Origin of the sequence: Sphingomonas sp. HF-S4 (genome assembly GCF_032911445.1) — a bacterium.
In the GTDB taxonomy this organism is placed as follows: Bacteria; Pseudomonadota; Alphaproteobacteria; order Sphingomonadales; family Sphingomonadaceae; genus Sphingomonas; species Sphingomonas agrestis.
The window spans coordinates 160,891-176,595 of record NZ_JAWJEJ010000001.1; the positions used below are offsets into that span (position 1 = coordinate 160,891).

A 15,705-nucleotide genomic window follows, 5' to 3' on the forward strand; every position below is an offset into this window, starting at 1 on the left:
ATCCTGCGACTCTATCGCATTAGCCGGCTGAACAGGCTGCGATCCCTGAGAATTTCGCGCGCGGCGTTGTGGCCGGGCGCGCCGGTGACGCCACCGCCGGGGTGGGTGCCCGCGCCGCACATGTAGAGCCCCGCGATCGGGCCACGATAGTTGCCATGGCCTAGCATCGGACGCGCCGCCCAGAGTTGGTCGAGCGACATATGGCCGTGCATGATGTCGCCGCCGACCAATCCGAACTTGCGCTCCAGGTCGAGCGGCGAATGGATTTGTCGCGCGATGACCGATGCCTTGAAATTAGGGGCATGCTTCGTGACCGTGTCGATGATCCGGTCGGCGGCCGCCTCGCGTTCTTCGTCCCAGCTGCGGCCGCCCGGGAGCACCGGCGCGAATTGCTGGCAGAACAACGCGGCGACGTGGCGACCCGGCGGGGCGAGGCTGTCGTCCACGCTAGAGGGAATCGTCATCTCGACGATCGGTTCGTCGGAAAAGCCGTTGGCGCGCGCGCTGGTATAGGCGCGGTCCATGTAATCGAGCGTCGGGCAGATCATGATGCCGGCGCCGTGATGCTCGCCGATCCCCGGCAGCACGGTGAAGTCGGGCAGCTCGGATAAAGCGACGTTCATCCGGAAGGTGCCCGAGCCGGCCTTGTACTGATCGATACGCCCCGCGAATTCGGGCGACAGATCGGCGCGGTCGATCAAGTTGCGATAGAGCAATGCGGGGCCGACATTCGCCGCCACGATCCCGGCCGCGATCTCCTCGCCGCTTTCGAGGCGGACGCCGGCGACCTTCCCCCCATCGACCAGCACGCGCGACACCGGCGCTTCGAGGCTGATCTCGACGCCCGCCTCGATGCACGCCTCGGCCATCGCCTGCGTGATCGCGCCCATCCCGCCGATCGAATGCCCCCAGGCGCCCTTCTTGCCGTTCACTTCGCCGAAGACGTGGTGGAGGAGGACGTAGGCGCTGCCCGGCGTATCGGGGCTGGCATAATTGCCCACTACCGCGTCGAAGCCGAATGCCGCCTTCACATAGTCATTCTCGAACCAGCCATCGAGGAAGTCGCGCGCGGATTTGACGAACAGGTCGAGCGTGTCGCGCTGTGCCTCCAGGCTCATCCCCGCCAGCCTGCGCCCCTGCGCGGCTGCGGCGAGCAGCGCGCGCAGGCCCCCGCCGGCATTTGGCGGGGTTTTGAGCGCCAGGTCGCGCAGCACCTGCGCAACGCGTTCGAGCGCGGCTTCGTAGGCGGGCAGCGCCTGGGCGTCGCGCGCCGAGAAGCGGGCGAACTCGGCGCGGGTCCGCGCGCTGCCGCCGCCCAGCTTCACATAGCCGCCATCATGCGGCAGGAAGTTGGAAATCGGCCGCTCCGCCACGCGCCAGCCGCGTTGGTGCAGCCGCATGTCGGCGATGACCTTGGGACGGAGCAGGCTGACCGTGTAGCTCGCCGTCGAATTGCGGAAGCCGGGATGGAATTCCTCGGTCACCGCCGCCCCGCCGACGATATGCCGGCGCTCGAGGACGTGCACCTTGAGCCCGGCGCGCGCCAGGTAGAACGCGCAGACCAGCCCGTTATGCCCGCCGCCGACGATCAGGGCGTCGGTGCGGTGGGTCATGGCTTACTTCGCGAGCGCGGTGACGACGCGCTTGTAGAAGGTGATCGCCGGAGCGATCTCGCTCACCGGGATGCGCTCGTTGAGGCCGTGGGCGAAACTGTCGCTCGATTTCATGAACAACGGACTGACGCCGTAGCTCGCCACGCCCTTGCCCCGAAACCACATGCTGTCGGTCGCGCCCGCCGACATCACCGGGACTACCGGCACGTCGGGGAATCGGGCACGCACGGCCTTGGTGATGACCTTCATCAGCTCGGGGCGAAGCGGCGAGGCGTCGCTCGGCACCGATCCGCTCTCGACCTTGGTCACCTTGATCGTCGGATCGGCGACCAACTCGGTCAGCTTGGCCTGGACCTCGGCGATCGGCGTGCCAGGGAAGATGCGGCAATTGATGTTGGCGGTGGCGCGCTGGGGCAGCGCGTTGGTCGCGTGGCCGGCATTGGCGAGCGTCGCGACGCAGGTCGTGCCGGTCTGGCCGACGAAGCCGGGATCGGCGCGCAGGATCGCACGGGCCTCAGCATCCTCGGGATTGGCAGCGAAGCGGCGCATCGCGTCGGCGAGCTTGGCGTCGGCGGTGCGGGCGGCAGTGGCGGCCCAGCTTGCCTTGGTGATCTCGTTGACCTGGCCGGGGAATTCGTACGCCTCGATCTTCGCTAGCGCGGCGGCGAGCTGGTAGATCGCATTGGGCTTCCGCGGCGCGCTTGAATGGCCGCCGGGGTTGGTGATCGCCAGCTCGAAATCGGCATAGGTCTTCTCGGCGCCCTGCACGCCGAACATCACCGGCTTGCCGCCCTCGTCCATGTCGCCGCCGCCGCCGTCGATGTTGAGCAGCAGCTCGGCGTCGTGGAATTCGGCGGCGAGCGCGGCGGTGGTCTTCATCGCCGTCTCTTCGTCGCCCGAGAGGAGCATCACGATGTCGCGGCCGGGCTTGAAGCCTTCGCGCTTCAACTGGATCATCGAGGCAATGAAGGTCGAGACGTCGAACTTGTTGTCGCTCGCGCCGCGGCCGAACAGATAGCCGTTCTCGACCACCGGGGTAAATGGATCGCGCTCCCAATCGGCGGGTTTGGCCTCGACCACATCCATATGGCCTGAGATGTAGATCGGCTTTGCACCATTCTTCGCCTTGCCGGTGCCGCGATAGCGCGCGACCAGATAGGCGGTGTCCCCCAGCTTCTCGACGCGGACATCGCCCTCGGCGAACCCGCCGGCGACGAGCTGCGACTTGAGATAGGTGGCGTAGTCGAAGGTCTGATTGGCCGCGCCCGCGACAGTGCGGAAGGCGACACCGCGCTTGAGCAGGTCCAGCGCCTGTGTCTCGGCCTGTGTCTGCGCCATTGCCGGGCCGGCGACGAGCGCCCCTGCGAGGAAAGCCGCGAGGTGGCGCATGAGGCGGAGGCTCCGATAAGAAGAATGGAGCGGGTGAAGGGAATCGAACCCTCGTCGTAAGCTTGGGAAGCTTCTGCTCTACCATTGAGCTACACCCGCCCGAGCCGCCCGGTTGCCACGCGTCGCGGCGGCGGTCAATCCGCGAAGTGGCGATCAGCCCGGTTTCGGCTTGAGCCGCTGACGGCGGAGGAAGCGGGCGCGGATCTCGGCCTCGCGCAGGAAGGTGGCGGGCAGATAGGTGAGGGTGCGCAGCCCCGCGACCGTGGAGAGGTTGCGGACAGTGCGGCGGGTCTGGTCGATCATCTGCTCCACCATTTCGCGGCGGCGGATCTCGCCGCTCTCGGTGATCAGCGTCAGTCGGTGGATCGCATAGAGCCCGATCGCGCCCGAGATCAGGAAGTAGAAATCCCATTGCGAGAGACGAAGCGGCGAGACGATCGCAACCCCCTCCGGGCTGGTCCAGCGTAGCAGGACTTCGAACTGGCGCGCGGCGAAGAAGTCCGCGAACCCACCGCCGAGGATCGGCGCAATGCCCGCCGCGACTGCTGTGGCGAGACCGGCGCAGGCGACGTAGGCGGTCGATTGGCCCTTGGGCGACAGCTTCATCGCGATGCTGGTGGTGGCGAGCGTCGCGCCGGCGATCGCCAAGCCCATGAACAGGTGAAGCACCACCAGGTACGCGATCAGCCACGGCCCATGCGGTATCTGGGAGGCACCGATCATCCCGACGATGCACAGGATATAGGTCGGAGCGGCGACGAGCAGCACCGACTTGTTGGCGAAGCGATCGGCGAGCGCTCCCCAGTTGCGTAGCGCGACCAAGTTGGAGAGCTGGCTGACGGCGCTCAGCACCATCACGAAGGTCATGTCGAAGCCGAGCTGGCGGACGATGAACACCGTGAAGAACGGGGTCGCCAGGTTGATCGCGAATTGCCAACTCGCGAGGAAGATCGTTAGGCGCCGGAAATTCTGGTCGGCTAGTGGCGCGCGGAGCAGGCCGACCAGGCCGAGCTGGATCTCCGGACGTGGCGGCATCGCCGGCTCGGGAACGCGTGAGGTGAGCCAAGCGCTCACCAGCCCGGCCAGGAATCCCAAGCCGTAGAGGACGCCGAAGATGATGCTGCGCCAGCTCGAGCCTTCGGTAGTACGATCGAGCACGATCGCCGCTGCGATGCCCGCGACCAGGCTGATCGCAGCAGCATAAGCGGTACGACGCGCGAAGACCCAGCCGAGCCGGTCGTCGGGGGCAAGGTCGCGCATCCAGGCATTCCACGCGCAGCTGCCGACCGCGCTCATCCCGCACAGCACGAGCTGCGCGATGACCAGCGCCGCAATTCCAAGATCGCCCGGCAGAAACGGCGCGAGCGCCATCAGCGCGAGCATCGCGCGGCCAGTGAAACCGCCGGCGACCGCGATCAGCTTGCGCTTGCGCAGCCGTTCGACGAGCAGGATCGCCGGGGCCTGGAGCAACTGGCCGAGGAACGGCGCGCTGGCGAGCACGCCGATGACGAGGTTCGACGCGCCCAGATGCAGTGCTAGTGCAGTGAGAATGACGCCGCTGGTCAGCGCGGTCGCGGCGCTGGCGAACGCGCCTTCGGTGACGACCTGGCGCATCGCCTGATCGCGTTCGGCCTCGCTCACGCTAGGCTGCGGCTGGAGCGACATCGTCCGATTCCTTGCTGCGTTTGCGAGACAAAGATTTGCGCGCTTGACGGGTTCCATCGCGGCGGCGGATGAAAGCCCTATGCTCCGACTGCTCGTCTCGCTCGCCTTGCTGTTCGTCGCACTTCCTGCCGTGGCGCAGCCCCCGCACCTCAAGGACGGGCAACTGATCGTCGATGGCAAGCCGTTCCTGATCCTGGGCGGCGAGCTCGGCAATTCAAGCGCGTCGGAGCGTGCCTGGCTGCAGCCGCATTGGGCACGGCTCAAGGCAATGCACCTCAACACTGTGCTCGCGCCGGTAAGCTGGGAGCTGATCGAGCCGAGCGAGGGCAGGTTCGATTTCTCGAGCGTCGACTGGCTGATCGAGGATGCCCGCGCGCACGATCTGCGGCTGGTGTTCCTATGGTTCGGCAGCTGGAAGAATTCGATGTCGACCTATGTCCCCGCCTGGGTGAAGCGTGACGAGAAGCGCTTCCCGCGGACGGTGGATGCTGACGGCAGGGCGCAGGAGATCCTATCCGCGTTCGGAACCGCGACGCGCGATGCCGACGCCAAGGCGTTCGCGGCGCTGATGCGGCATCTGAAGGCGGTCGACGGCGAGCGGTACACCGTCATCATGATCCAGGTCGAGAACGAGATCGGCTTCCTGCCGACCGCGCGGGAGCGCGGCGCGGTGGCCGATGCGGCGTTCGCGAAGTTCAAGGGATCGGAGGAGGCATTCACCGCCGACGCCTATGCGCGCTTCACCGAGGCCGTCGCCCGCGCGGGCAAGCGCCAGTACGATCTGCCGATGTACGTCAACGGCGCGCAAGGGCGGCCCGGCAAGCTACCCGGCGAATATCCCTCGGGCGGACCCTTGGCCCATTTGTTCGAGGTGTGGCGCAAGGGGGCGCCCTCGATCGATTTCCTTGCGCCCGATATCTATTTCCCGAGCTTTGCGGGGATCGTCGCGGGCTATGCGAAGCCGGGCAATCCGCTGTTCGTGCCAGAGGCGAACAATGCCGGCGATCCTCGCGCGGCGGCCAATGCCTATGGGGTGATCGCCGGGCATCGCGGGATCGGATTCAGCCCGTTCTCGATCGAGAGCATTGCCGAGGCCGAGGCGGCGAAGCTGCGCGCGCTGTACTGGCTGCTCGATAGCATGACGCCCGAGATCGCTCGCGCGCAGGCGAACGGGCGGATCGCGGGCTTCTCGCCGTCGGTGAGTTTCGATGGCGTGGTCGACGACAAGCCGCAGGTCGCGACGCTGGGCGGCTATCGATTCACGGTCGGATTCGTCGATCCTTGGACCCCGAAGGACAAGCAGGTGCCCGCCGAGCATGGCGGGATGATCCTGTGGCTGGGCGGCGAGGACTATCTGGTCGCGGGCAGCGGGATCACCGTCACCGTCGAACCCGCAAGCGACAAGGGGCGGGCGGGGCTTGACCGAGTCGAGGAAGGCCGGTTCGTCGATGGCAGGTTCGTGCCGGGCCGTGTGTTGAACGGTGACCAGACGCACCAGGGGCGGCACGTGCGTCTGCCGCCGGACGCGCAAGGCGTCCAGCGCGTGCGGCTATATCGTTACGGCTGAGAAGCGACCAAATCGCCGGTTCGTGCGTTGCGGGCGGCATGGAAACACTCTGGTTCATCACCAATCCGAATTCCGGCACCGCGACCCGCGCCAAATGCGAGGCATTGGAGGCCGTATTCGAAGAAAGCGGGCTAAAGCTCGCCGGCCGCACCGAATTTCCCGATCAGCCGCTCCCCAAACCGAAGGAAATGGAAAGCGCGGGCGTCGATACGGTCGTGCTGTTCGCGGGCGACGGGACGATCAATGCGGCGCTGTGCGCGCTTGAGAAATGGCAGGGCGCGTTCCTGATCCTGCCGGGCGGCACGATGAACCTGCTCGCCAAGGGACTGCACAGCGAGACCGATCCGCACAAGATCGTCCATGCCGCGCACAAGACCGAACGCCGGGTCGCGCTGCCCTATGTCATCGCCGGCAAGCATCGCGCTTTTGTCGGGCTGATCCTCGGCCCGGCTGCCGCCTGGGGACGCGCGCGCGAGGCGGCGCGCAAAGGGCGGATCGGCCGGTTGGTCGGTGCCGCCAAGGCTGCCTGGCGCAAGACCTTCGACGGCCGCGGCATTCGCATCGAGGGCGCACCGGGGCTAGGCGACGATTACCAGGCGGTATTTGTCACCCCCGACCTCGACGGCCTGCATGTCGCGGGCGTCGATGCGCGCGATCTGGGATCGATCGCGCAGCTCGGCTGGGACTGGCTGACCGGCGACTGGGTCGCCGCGCGCGCCGTCAGCGAGACGCGCACCGAGGAGTTGCGCGTCCACGGCCGCAAGCCGGCACAGGCGCTGTTCGACGGCGAGCCCGTCACACTCCAGCCGCACGAGAAGATCCGCGGCGGCAAGAGCCTCGAGACCTTCATCGCCACGCGCACCGACGAAGAGGTACCCGCGACATGACTCGGCTGTTTCACGTCAGCGACGTCCATTTCGGGCGCGAGGATCGCGAGGCGATCGACTGGTTCGGTGCGAGGGTGAAGGAAGAGCGGCCCGACGCGGTGATCATGACCGGCGACCTGACGATGCGCGCGCGCTCGAAGGAGTTCGAGGCAGCGGGGAAATGGCTCGAGAGCCTCGGGCGGCCGGTGACGGTCGAGGTTGGCAACCATGACCTGCCTTATTTCAACCTGTGGGCGCGCTTCGTGACGCCGTACAAGCGCTATGTCGCGATCGAGCGGATGATCGAGAAGCCGCTCGACCTCAAGGGGGTGAGCGTGGTGCCGCTCAAGACCACTGCGCGCTTCCAGTTCCGCACCAACTGGTCGAAGGGCTATGTCAGCACGCGCTCGCTCCAGCAATCGCTTGCGCTGGTCGAGGCGGTGCCGGCGGACGACCTGGTCTTCATCGCCGCGCACCACCCGCTGATCGAGGCGGGGACGCTGGCGACGTCGAAGACCCGGCACGGGCGGAAGGCGCTCGAAGCGCTGGCGACCGCGGGCGCGCATGCGGTGTTGACCGGGCATGTCCATGATCCGTTCGACATCGCGCACGAAGTCGAAGGACGGACGGTGCGGCTGATCGGGGCGGGGACCCTCTCCGAACGCGTGCGCAGCCAGCCACCGTCGTTCAACGAGATCCGCGTGGAGGGCACCAGTTTCGAGACGATCGCGCGGTTCAAGGGCGAGGGGAGCGTGGCGCTCTAGCGGTGTGCCACGAAGCGCCTCAGCCCGAACGGATCTGACCCCGGGGGCGCCGGGAATCAGCCGCGCGTCAAATCCTGCCCGAACACCAGCAAATTGCCGTCGGGGGCCATCACCAGCAGTTCGCGCTGGCCGTAGATCTGGTCGACCGGGCCGTAGAGATCGCCATCGTTGAGTTGCGGCGCCTTGGGCAGCAGTTCGGCTGCCACGGCGTCAACATCCTGGACGTCGATATAATAGCAAAAGCGGCGGTTTCCGGGTGGCGCGCCGTCGTCGCCGACATTCTCGACCAGCCGGAACGCCGCGCCCTCGCGCCGGACATAGGCATAGGCGCCCTGGCGGAAGCGGCAGTCGAAACCGAGGATGTCCGTGAAGAACGCCACCGCCGCGTCGATGTCGGGGACATGCATGAACGGGGTGACGCGATAGAGGTTGTGGTTCCCCTCCGGCGGCACTTCCGATCCCGTCACGCTGCGATACTCGAGTTCCATCGACGCATACTCCCTCTACTGCGCGCCGATAGCTGCGTGAAATGGAAGGAGTATGGAAGAACGCCGTTAAGCGCGGAACAACCCTAAGGGGCCGCGGCCGCCGGTGCTCCAGGTCGACCAATTGGGGAAGACGTAGGGCATGTCGGCGTCGCTTACGCCGTGCCAGCGCGCGATCGCGCCGATATACTCCTCCTGCGACACCGCAGGAACGAAGCGGCCTTCGTTGCTGACGTCGTTGGCGCCGCCGATCACCGGATCTGGATAAGCTCCGAAGATGCCGCCCGGCGCGACGTTGCCGCCGACGACGAGATGGTTGCCGCCCCAGGCATGGTCGGTGCCGTTCTGTGCGTTGCCTTTGAACGTGCGCCCGAAATCGCTCATCGTGAACGCCGTGACGTTCTCGCCCATCCCGATCGACTGCATCGCGCGGTGGAACCCGGCGAGCGCCATCGCCAGGTCGGCGAGCAGGTTGGCGTGGGTGCCGGTGTCGTTGTTGCCGCCGTTCACCTGGCCCGAATGGTTGTCATAGCCGCCCTGGCTGACCAGGAAGGTCTGGCGGTCATGGCCGAGCGTCGAGCGCGCGGCGATCATCCGGGCGACGCGCATCAGCTGGCGCGCGACATCGCTGGTTAGCGCAGCGCCGGTGGTCGGATTGACGAAATAGCCGTCGATCGCGCTGGTTGCGCTGATGATCGTGTTGGCGGTGTTCGCCTGGCCGTACGAACCGACGATATCGCGTGCGGTCGCCTCGGTCATTGCGCCATAGCCCGCGCCGTTGGCGAGCGCGTCGATCGCGGCATTCTTCGCCTGGTTCGCCGCGCTGCCGCCGGTCGCATAGCCGCTGCGGGCGATCGTCCCGGTCGAGGGCAGTACCAGCGCCGAGCTGGTCCGCCCGATCGTCGCAAGGTTCGATCCGGCGAGCGAGATCATCGAAGGCGTGCCGGTCGCAGCCATGCGATCGGCCATGCGCCCCATGAAGCCGTCGATGCTGACGTCGCGCGCGCGCAGCCCCTGCCAGTGCGCCTGCTCGTCCGAGTGGCTCATCAGATTGGTCGGGCGCAGGTCGGGGCGCGACTGATAGGTCGACTTGGTCAGCGGCGCGAACAAGGTGCCCGCGTTGAGCACCAGCGCAAGGCTACCTTCGTCCCATAGCGGGCGCAGCGCTGCCATCGAGGGGTGGAGCGCATAAGCGGCGTTGGTCAGCGGGGTGAGCGCCGGCGCCTTGATGCCGACCGAGCCGCGCGCGGCGAGATAGGCGGCATGCCGGGCGTCGGTGGGGATCACCATGTTCCAGCTGTCGTTCCCGCCGAACAGGAAGACGCCGACCATCGCGCGGTAATTGCCATTGGGCGCGGCCATTGCGCTCGTCCGGCCGAGCTGGCCCATCGCGGCCATCGCGCCGGTGCCGGCGACGAGGCGGACGAAATTGCGGCGTGACAAGGTCATCTGTCGGCTTCCTTAGCGGTCGACGAGGAACAGCGGGCTCGAAGCCGCGACATAGAGCATCATTTGTGCACGTTTCCGTGCCTGGACGATCGGATCGGCATGCGTGACCGCAGCACCGGCCGCCTTGAGCGCGTCCTTTTGCGGCTGGCTCAGCGTGTTGGCGAACATCAGCAGGTTGATGCGGTTCACCGTCGCGTCGAGATCGGTGGCGATCGTTTCCCACTCGCTCCACACCGGCTGGGTGAGCGAAGAATTGGGCAGCCCCGAAGCGAGCGCGAATTCCGAACGCGTGGCGTCGCCCCCGACCGTCCACTCATAGACGAAATTGTGCCAGCGCAGCACGTTCGAGGTGTTGAGCAGCTTCGACGCCGGGCTCTTGAGCGTGGTGCTGCCGGGCAGCGGATAGTCCTGCGGGTAGAAGTTGAACACCGAGGGCGCCCGCATCACCGGCTGGCCCATGCTGGTGTCGCGGTTGACGAAGACATAGCCGTCGGTGGTGAAGCCGATCACGCGAGCCAGGCCGGCCATCAGCAGCACCGGCTCCTTGACCTTGCCCGACGCCGCCGACGGCGCGGTCCGCGCCTCGCTGTCGGTCAGGATCGCGCGGACTACGGCCTTGAGGTCGCCGCGCACGCCGCTGCCATTGTTGGCAAACACCGCGGACACGCGCTCAACATAAGCGGGCGTAGGGTTCGGCGTGACGAGATGAATGATCAGGAACTTCGACACGAACGGCGCGGTCGAGGCGTTGTTGAACGCGGCATCGACCACCGCGGCGACGCTGGCGTCCTGCGCGGCGCCGGCGGAGACGCTGGTGCCCAGGAACGACTTGGCGGTGGCGTCGTAGCGCGTCGGCACGGCGATCATCGGCACCGAATAGTCGCGGGCATTGCCCTCGGTGATCGCGGCGCCGCCGACCCGGGCATAGGTCCAGCCGGTGAGTGCCTTGGCGACGCCCTTGATGTCGTCCGGGGTGTAGTTGGGCTGGCGCGCGCCGGTGGCGTCGAGCTTCGGCGTCCCGTCCATGTTGAGCTGGTCGGGCCCCATCGAGAAGAGCTGGAGCAGTTCGCGGGCGTAGTTCTCCGACGGCGCCGACTTGTTGCTGTCGGCCATGTCGAGATAGTCGCCCATGTACCCCAGCATCGTCACCTTGGCGAGGATGTCGCGGAAATTGCCGAAGGCATTGTCGAGGAAAATCTGGTTGAACGCGGCGATGCCCGCGGCCGAATTCACTTCGGTTTCCGAGGCGACGATCATCTGGCCCAGCGCGAACGCGGTGCGCTGGCGAAGCTGGTCGGGCGCCATTACGGCATCGGCGTAGAAGCGCATCGCGACGGGTGTGCGCGACCAATGCTGGCGCGAGCAGACCGTGTCGCCGCTCGCGCAGAAGTCGCGGCGGACGGCGGTGGTCAAGTCGGCATAGGTGCTGCCGGTCGCGGCGAACTGCTCGTCGAGCCAGCCATTGACGCCGAGATCCTTGATCTTGGCGACCAGAGCGGGCGTCGGGCCGAAGCTCGCCTGCTTGGCGAGGCGCACGGCATCGGCTTCGGTGAAGCTGGGGGTGGGTGTGGGGGCCGGGGTGACCGACACGAGGCCGCCGCCGCTGGCGGAACCGCCGGTGCTGCCGCCGCCGTCGCAAGCCGAGAGCACAGAGAGGAGCGCTACGCCGAGCGCAGCCGATACGCGTGGTCTGAACACTGGATGATCCCCCGCCGCTGCGCCCACGCGCAACCTGCATCCTTATGAATAGATGGACGGGGTTAACCGGACAAGTTGTAGGAATACCTAAGGAAATTTTAGGAAGACGTTTACGATTGCCGTTGGGTGAGCCCTATCAGCGCTTCATGCGGATAGGGAGGCGCGCGCAGATACGAAAAGGGCGGCCCGTTGCCGGACCGCCCTTCGCTTGTTCTGGGTAGAACCGCTTAGCGCTTCGAGAACTGGAAGCTGCGGCGAGCCTTGGCCTTGCCGTACTTCTTGCGCTCGACCGTGCGGCTGTCGCGGGTTAGGAAGCCTGCTGCCTTGACCGGGGCGCGAAGCACCGGCTCGTAGCGAGTCAGCGCCTGGCTGATGCCGTGCTTGACTGCGCCGGCCTGGCCCGAAAGCCCGCCGCCCTTGACGGTGCAGACCACGTCATACTGGCCCTCGCGATCGGCAACGCCGAACGGCTGGTTGATGACGAGACGCAGCGTCGGACGCGCGAAATAGACTTCCTGGTCGCGGCCGTTGATCGTGATCTTGCCGGTGCCCGGCTTGATCCACACGCGGGCGACGGCGTCCTTGCGGCGGCCGGTGGCGTACGAACGGCCGAGGCTGTCGATGATCTTCTCGCGCAGCGGGGTGTTCGACACGGGCGCTGCGGCCGGTGCGTTCAGATACTCGTCGGCGCTGGCCGGAACGCCCGTGGGCTCTTCACCGGCCGCGATAGCGCCAAGATCGGAAAGGGACTGGCGGTTGTCGGACATTATGCGCCCACCTTGTTCTTGCGGTTCATCGACGCGATGTCGAGGACTTCGGGGTTCTGCGCGGCGTGCGGATGCTCGGTGCCGGCGAAGATGCGCAGGTTGCGCATCTGCTGACGTCCGAGCGGGCCGCGCGGGATCATGCGCTCAACGGCCTTCTCGAGCACGCGCTCCGGGAAGCGACCCTCGAGCACCTTGGCAGCGGTGATTTCCTTGATGCCGCCGGCATAGCCGGTGTGCTTGTAATAGACCTTGTTCGCCAGCTTCTTGCCGGTGAAACGGATCTTGTCGGCGTTGATCACGACGACGTTGTCGCCGCAATCGACGTGCGGGGTGAAGCTGGTCTTGTGCTTGCCGCGCAGCACGTTGGCGATGATCGTCGCCGCACGACCGACCACCAGGCCGTCGGCATCGACGATATGCCACTTCTTCTCCACCTCAGCCGGCTTCACCGACTTGGTGGTCTTCATCAGCGCCTTCATGGCCTGTGACCTTTCGAGGTTTAAACGCAAGCGCGCCAGCCTTGCGGCCAGCGCGGTTGGCGGTCGTTTGGCGAAAGGGCACTCGAAAGTCAAGCAAATCGGCGTGTTTGCTGACGGGTATTATAATACCATGGGCTAGCGCGGCCAGGCCGAAGGGCTGGCGATCTCGACCCTGGTGTGGGTGACGAGGCGGGTTTCGCGCGTGCCGGCGAGGTTGCGGACGGTGTCGGTAGCGGTGGCGAGCAGGCCGGTGCGCGGGTCGACGGTGCGGATGCGCTTTAGCGATACCGAGCCGGTGCGGGCGGGGGCCGGGCCTTCGGGTGGGAGCGTGACGGTCGCCGTGGCGGTGGTGGTGATGCGGAGCAGGCTGCCGGCGGCTTCGGTGCGGCGCGTACCGGCGAGGGTTAGCGGGGTGCCGAAGGGCGAAGTCCCGGGGAGTTCGACTGCCGCGGTGGCGCCGGGTGCCTCGACAGGGTCGGCGGTGATCGCTGCAGTGACCAGCGTTGCGAGCAGCGCGCGGCGGCGATCGGGGGGCAGTGCGCGGAGCGGCGCGACGAGTCGCGTGGCGAGCATGCTGGATTCGTCCGGCGACAGGCTGCGCCGGGAGGAGACCGCTTCGGCGATATGGGCGCAGACTCTTTCCCAAAGTGCGGCCATGTCGTCGACTTCGATAACTTGCCCACGGGAATCGAGGTGGAGCACGATGGTCCGCCCGGCGAGTGCCGTCAGGCCACGCTCGACCAGGTTGCCCAGTGCCTCGGGACCGCTGGTTGCATTGGCGAGCAGCACTGCTTCGGCGCGATAGCCCTCGCCTTCGCGGTGGAAGCGGACCAGTCGTTCGAGCCGATAGCGGCGCTCGACGGGCGAGGTTTCGATGCGCTCGGCGACGATGCGCAGCGGGGTGTCGAGCGGCGGCGCGAAGGCCGGCGCGGCCACCGCCGCCTGGAGCAGCACCGCCGCGATGAGCATCAGTCCGTCTCTGCCTCTACCCAGCCGCTCAGCGCAGCGCGCGCGGCGACCGGCCAGGTCTCGACCGCGGGCAGGTCGTAGGAATGCAGGGCCTCGATCCGCTTGCGCGGCCGCTCGGCGAGCGCGGGCATGGTCTTGAACAGTGCCGGAACTTCGTCGGCGCGCTCGATCGCGCCCTGCCAGCGATAGATCGAGCGGCACGGCGCGAGGATGTTGACGCAGGCGGCGAGACGCTCCGCCACCACCGCCTCCGCGACACGCTCGGCCTCGGCGCGATCGGGGAACGTGCAATGGAGCAGCGCGATATCGCTCATCGCCGACCCATGGCGTGGACGCCCCAGGCGGTTGCGGCAACGAGCAGCGCGCCGACGAGTTGGTGGAGCGCGGCGAGCGGGAGGTTCATGCTGGACATCACCGTGGCGATGCCGAGCAGGATCTGCGTGCCGAAGGCGCTGTGGATCGCGATCGAGGCGCGGCGGTCGATACGGCGCGTGGCGCGGGCGAGGACGACCAGGGCGGCGACGGTCACCCAGGCCCACCAGCGGTGGACGAAATGGACGATCGCCGGATCGTTGAACAGCGCGTCGAGGAACGGCCGGCCGGCGACGGTGGGGCCGGGATAGAAGCTGCCGTTCATCAGCGGCCATTGATCGGTGACCAGGCCCGCGTTGAGCCCGGCGACGAGGGCGCCGTAAAGCAGCTGGACGAACAGGATCGTGCTGACTGCTATGCCTAGGCCCGTCAGCCGGGCCGGGCGTGCGTGCGGATCGCGGGCGAGCGCGCGCAGATCGAGTGCGGTCCAGACGATACCGGCCAGTGTGAACAACGCGACCAACAAGTGGACCGCGAGGCGGACGTGGCTGACATCGGTGCGCACGCTGAGCCCCGACTGGACCATCCACCAGCCGATCGCGCCCTGCAGTCCGCCGAGGGCGAGCAGCGCCACGAGGCGCGGACCATAGCCGCTCGGGATCTGGCGGCGCACCGCGAACCAGAGCAGCGGCAGCGCGAAGGTCACGCCGATCAGACGGCCGAGCAGCCGGTGCAGATACTCCCAGAAGAAGATCGTCTTGAACCCGGCGAGCGTCATGCCCTGGTTGAGCTGCTGATATTCGGGGATGCGCTGGTAATTGGCGAACTCGGCCTGCCACTGCGCATCGTTGAGGGGCGGGACCACGCCCGAGATCGGCTTCCACTGAGTGATCGACAGACCGGATTCGGTGAGCCGGGTGATCCCGCCGATCACTACCATCAGCACAATCAGCGCCGCGACGATGAACAGCCAGTTTGCGAGTGCACGCGGGCGAGTGCGAAAGGAATTTGTCATTTTTAGCACTTCGCCGGTTTATGCGCTGGCCGGGGCAAAAGCTAGGCGCTGGCGAGCTCAGCCTTCGGGAAGCTGGAGCGGCGGCGGGGCCGGGCGGCGCTTCATTGCGATGTCGATCAGCGTTTCGAGCTGGATCAGCCGCTCGCGCGTCTCCTGCGAATCGCGACGGGCTTCCTCGGCAACCTTGAGCGCCTGCTCGACCTTGTACTGGAGCAAGGTCACCTGCTGGAGCGCGCGGAGCGCGTCACTCCAGAAGCTCATTGGCGCGCCTCGCTCGACAGCGCATGCCCCAGTGCGTCCCAATCGATGTCGGTGCGTGCCTGCAATTCGGCGCGCACCTTTGTCCGGTACGCGTCTTCGTCAAAGGTCTCCGCACGAACCTGCTGGGCCTCGAGCGCGGCGAAGGCCCTTTCGGTGCTGGCGTTGGCGGCTTCGAGTTGCGTGAGCAATTCGCGCATCAGCATCTGTTCGGCTTCGCTCGGCTCGGAATAGCGTTCGGCGGCGGTGCGCAGATAATCGCTGACCGTCATGTCCGCCGCGGCGGCGCTGGCGGCGATGCGCTGCTTTTCCGCTGGGGAGACCAGCACGACGAGGCGGCTCGATCGCGCTCCATGAAGTTGAGTAGCCATGCACATGTACATATCATGTGCATGGTAGATCTTCAATG

General features: G+C 66.9%; 16 protein-coding genes and 1 tRNA gene. 3 read left to right on the top strand and 14 right to left on the bottom strand.

The genetic code is table 11. The features are described 5' to 3' along the window. Positions 1-11 precede the first annotated feature (11 nt). The 4 genes from RZN05_RS00820 to RZN05_RS00835 form a co-directional block, all read right to left on the bottom strand. Positions 12-1,613, bottom strand: coding sequence for a phytoene desaturase family protein (locus RZN05_RS00820; protein WP_317224730.1), 1,602 nt, complete (start codon positions 1,611-1,613; stop codon positions 12-14). Between the two features lie 3 nt (positions 1,614-1,616). Next, positions 1,617-3,002 carry a M20/M25/M40 family metallo-hydrolase gene (locus RZN05_RS00825; protein ID WP_317224731.1) on the bottom strand — a complete coding sequence of 462 codons (1,386 nt, stop codon included), beginning with the start codon at positions 3,000-3,002 and terminating at the stop codon, positions 1,617-1,619. Positions 3,003-3,027: 25 nt separating this feature from the next. Continuing rightward, positions 3,028-3,101 (bottom strand) — tRNA-Gly (locus RZN05_RS00830). Between the two features lie 54 nt (positions 3,102-3,155). Then, complete coding sequence (locus RZN05_RS00835) at positions 3,156-4,667, bottom strand: MFS transporter (RefSeq protein ID WP_317224732.1); 1,512 nt, start codon at positions 4,665-4,667, stop codon at positions 3,156-3,158. Positions 4,668-4,746: 79 nt separating this feature from the next. Here RZN05_RS00835 and RZN05_RS00840 point away from each other — a divergent pair, with 79 nt between their 5' ends. From RZN05_RS00840 to RZN05_RS00850, 3 genes are read left to right on the top strand one after another with little or no spacing between them, the layout of a single operon-like run. Beyond that, positions 4,747-6,234 carry a DUF5597 domain-containing protein gene (locus tag RZN05_RS00840; RefSeq protein ID WP_317224733.1) on the top strand — a complete coding sequence of 496 codons (1,488 nt, stop codon included), beginning with the start codon at positions 4,747-4,749 and terminating at the stop codon, positions 6,232-6,234. Positions 6,235-6,272: 38 nt separating this feature from the next. Continuing rightward, positions 6,273-7,121, top strand: a complete 849-nt coding sequence (locus RZN05_RS00845; RefSeq protein ID WP_317224734.1) for a diacylglycerol/lipid kinase family protein — start codon at positions 6,273-6,275, stop codon at positions 7,119-7,121. Then, the gene (locus RZN05_RS00850; RefSeq protein ID WP_317224735.1) at positions 7,118-7,864 is read left to right on the top strand and encodes a metallophosphoesterase family protein; all 747 of its coding nucleotides are present in this window, start codon (positions 7,118-7,120) and stop codon (positions 7,862-7,864) included. The genes RZN05_RS00845 and RZN05_RS00850 overlap by 4 nt, the downstream gene beginning before the upstream one ends. Before the next feature lie 56 nt (positions 7,865-7,920). Here the strand turns inward: RZN05_RS00850 and RZN05_RS00855 are convergent, their stop codons facing one another. From RZN05_RS00855 to RZN05_RS00900, 10 genes are all read right to left on the bottom strand, one after another. After that, positions 7,921-8,352, bottom strand: a complete 432-nt coding sequence (locus RZN05_RS00855) for a bleomycin resistance protein (protein WP_317224736.1) — start codon at positions 8,350-8,352, stop codon at positions 7,921-7,923. Between the two features lie 66 nt (positions 8,353-8,418). Continuing rightward, complete coding sequence (locus RZN05_RS00860; RefSeq protein ID WP_317224737.1) at positions 8,419-9,798, bottom strand: DUF1501 domain-containing protein; 1,380 nt, start codon at positions 9,796-9,798, stop codon at positions 8,419-8,421. Positions 9,799-9,810: 12 nt separating this feature from the next. Continuing rightward, the gene (locus tag RZN05_RS00865; protein ID WP_317224738.1) at positions 9,811-11,496 is read right to left on the bottom strand and encodes a DUF1800 family protein; all 1,686 of its coding nucleotides are present in this window, start codon (positions 11,494-11,496) and stop codon (positions 9,811-9,813) included. A 227-nt stretch (positions 11,497-11,723) separates the two neighbouring features. Next, the gene (gene rpsI / locus RZN05_RS00870) at positions 11,724-12,263 is read right to left on the bottom strand and encodes a 30S ribosomal protein S9 (RefSeq protein WP_317224739.1); all 540 of its coding nucleotides are present in this window, start codon (positions 12,261-12,263) and stop codon (positions 11,724-11,726) included. Then, entirely contained in the window at positions 12,263-12,742 is a 480-nt protein-coding gene (gene rplM / locus RZN05_RS00875) for a 50S ribosomal protein L13 (protein WP_317224740.1), read from the bottom strand. The genes rpsI and rplM overlap by 1 nt, the downstream gene beginning before the upstream one ends. 135 nt (positions 12,743-12,877) lie before the next feature. After that, positions 12,878-13,711, bottom strand: coding sequence for a hypothetical protein (locus RZN05_RS00880; RefSeq protein ID WP_317224741.1), 834 nt, complete (start codon positions 13,709-13,711; stop codon positions 12,878-12,880). Further along, on the bottom strand, positions 13,711-14,025 hold the full coding sequence (cutA, locus tag RZN05_RS00885; RefSeq protein WP_317224742.1) for a divalent-cation tolerance protein CutA: 315 nt from the start codon (positions 14,023-14,025) through the stop codon (positions 13,711-13,713). The genes RZN05_RS00880 and cutA overlap by 1 nt, the downstream gene beginning before the upstream one ends. Next, positions 14,022-15,038: a COX15/CtaA family protein gene (locus tag RZN05_RS00890; protein WP_317224743.1), complete on the bottom strand. Its 1,017-nt coding sequence runs from the start codon at positions 15,036-15,038 to the stop codon at positions 14,022-14,024. Before RZN05_RS00890 ends, cutA begins: the two co-directional genes overlap by 4 nt. A gap of 57 nt (positions 15,039-15,095) precedes the next feature. Next, the gene (locus RZN05_RS00895) at positions 15,096-15,299 is read right to left on the bottom strand and encodes a hypothetical protein (RefSeq protein ID WP_317224744.1); all 204 of its coding nucleotides are present in this window, start codon (positions 15,297-15,299) and stop codon (positions 15,096-15,098) included. Continuing rightward, complete coding sequence (locus tag RZN05_RS00900; protein WP_317224745.1) at positions 15,296-15,703, bottom strand: plasmid mobilization protein; 408 nt, start codon at positions 15,701-15,703, stop codon at positions 15,296-15,298. The genes RZN05_RS00895 and RZN05_RS00900 overlap by 4 nt, the downstream gene beginning before the upstream one ends. Positions 15,704-15,705 lie beyond the last annotated feature (2 nt).

Coding starts and splice junctions, on each gene's coding strand:
- RZN05_RS00855 (WP_317224736.1), bottom strand. CDS start 8,352: ATGGAACTCGAGTATCGCAGCGTGACGGGATCGGAAGTGCCGCCGGAG.
- RZN05_RS00850 (WP_317224735.1), top strand. CDS start 7,118: ATGACTCGGCTGTTTCACGTCAGCGACGTCCATTTCGGGCGCGAGGAT.
- RZN05_RS00845 (WP_317224734.1), top strand. CDS start 6,273: ATGGAAACACTCTGGTTCATCACCAATCCGAATTCCGGCACCGCGACC.
- RZN05_RS00890 (WP_317224743.1), bottom strand. CDS start 15,038: ATGACAAATTCCTTTCGCACTCGCCCGCGTGCACTCGCAAACTGGCTG.
- RZN05_RS00835 (WP_317224732.1), bottom strand. CDS start 4,667: ATGTCGCTCCAGCCGCAGCCTAGCGTGAGCGAGGCCGAACGCGATCAG.
- RZN05_RS00895 (WP_317224744.1), bottom strand. CDS start 15,299: ATGAGCTTCTGGAGTGACGCGCTCCGCGCGCTCCAGCAGGTGACCTTG.
- RZN05_RS00840 (WP_317224733.1), top strand. CDS start 4,747: ATGCTCCGACTGCTCGTCTCGCTCGCCTTGCTGTTCGTCGCACTTCCT.
- RZN05_RS00825 (WP_317224731.1), bottom strand. CDS start 3,002: ATGCGCCACCTCGCGGCTTTCCTCGCAGGGGCGCTCGTCGCCGGCCCG.
- rpsI (WP_317224739.1), bottom strand. CDS start 12,263: ATGTCCGACAACCGCCAGTCCCTTTCCGATCTTGGCGCTATCGCGGCC.
- cutA (WP_317224742.1), bottom strand. CDS start 14,025: ATGAGCGATATCGCGCTGCTCCATTGCACGTTCCCCGATCGCGCCGAG.
- RZN05_RS00880 (WP_317224741.1), bottom strand. CDS start 13,711: ATGCTCATCGCGGCGGTGCTGCTCCAGGCGGCGGTGGCCGCGCCGGCC.
- RZN05_RS00860 (WP_317224737.1), bottom strand. CDS start 9,798: ATGACCTTGTCACGCCGCAATTTCGTCCGCCTCGTCGCCGGCACCGGC.
- RZN05_RS00820 (WP_317224730.1), bottom strand. CDS start 1,613: ATGACCCACCGCACCGACGCCCTGATCGTCGGCGGCGGGCATAACGGG.
- rplM (WP_317224740.1), bottom strand. CDS start 12,742: ATGAAGGCGCTGATGAAGACCACCAAGTCGGTGAAGCCGGCTGAGGTG.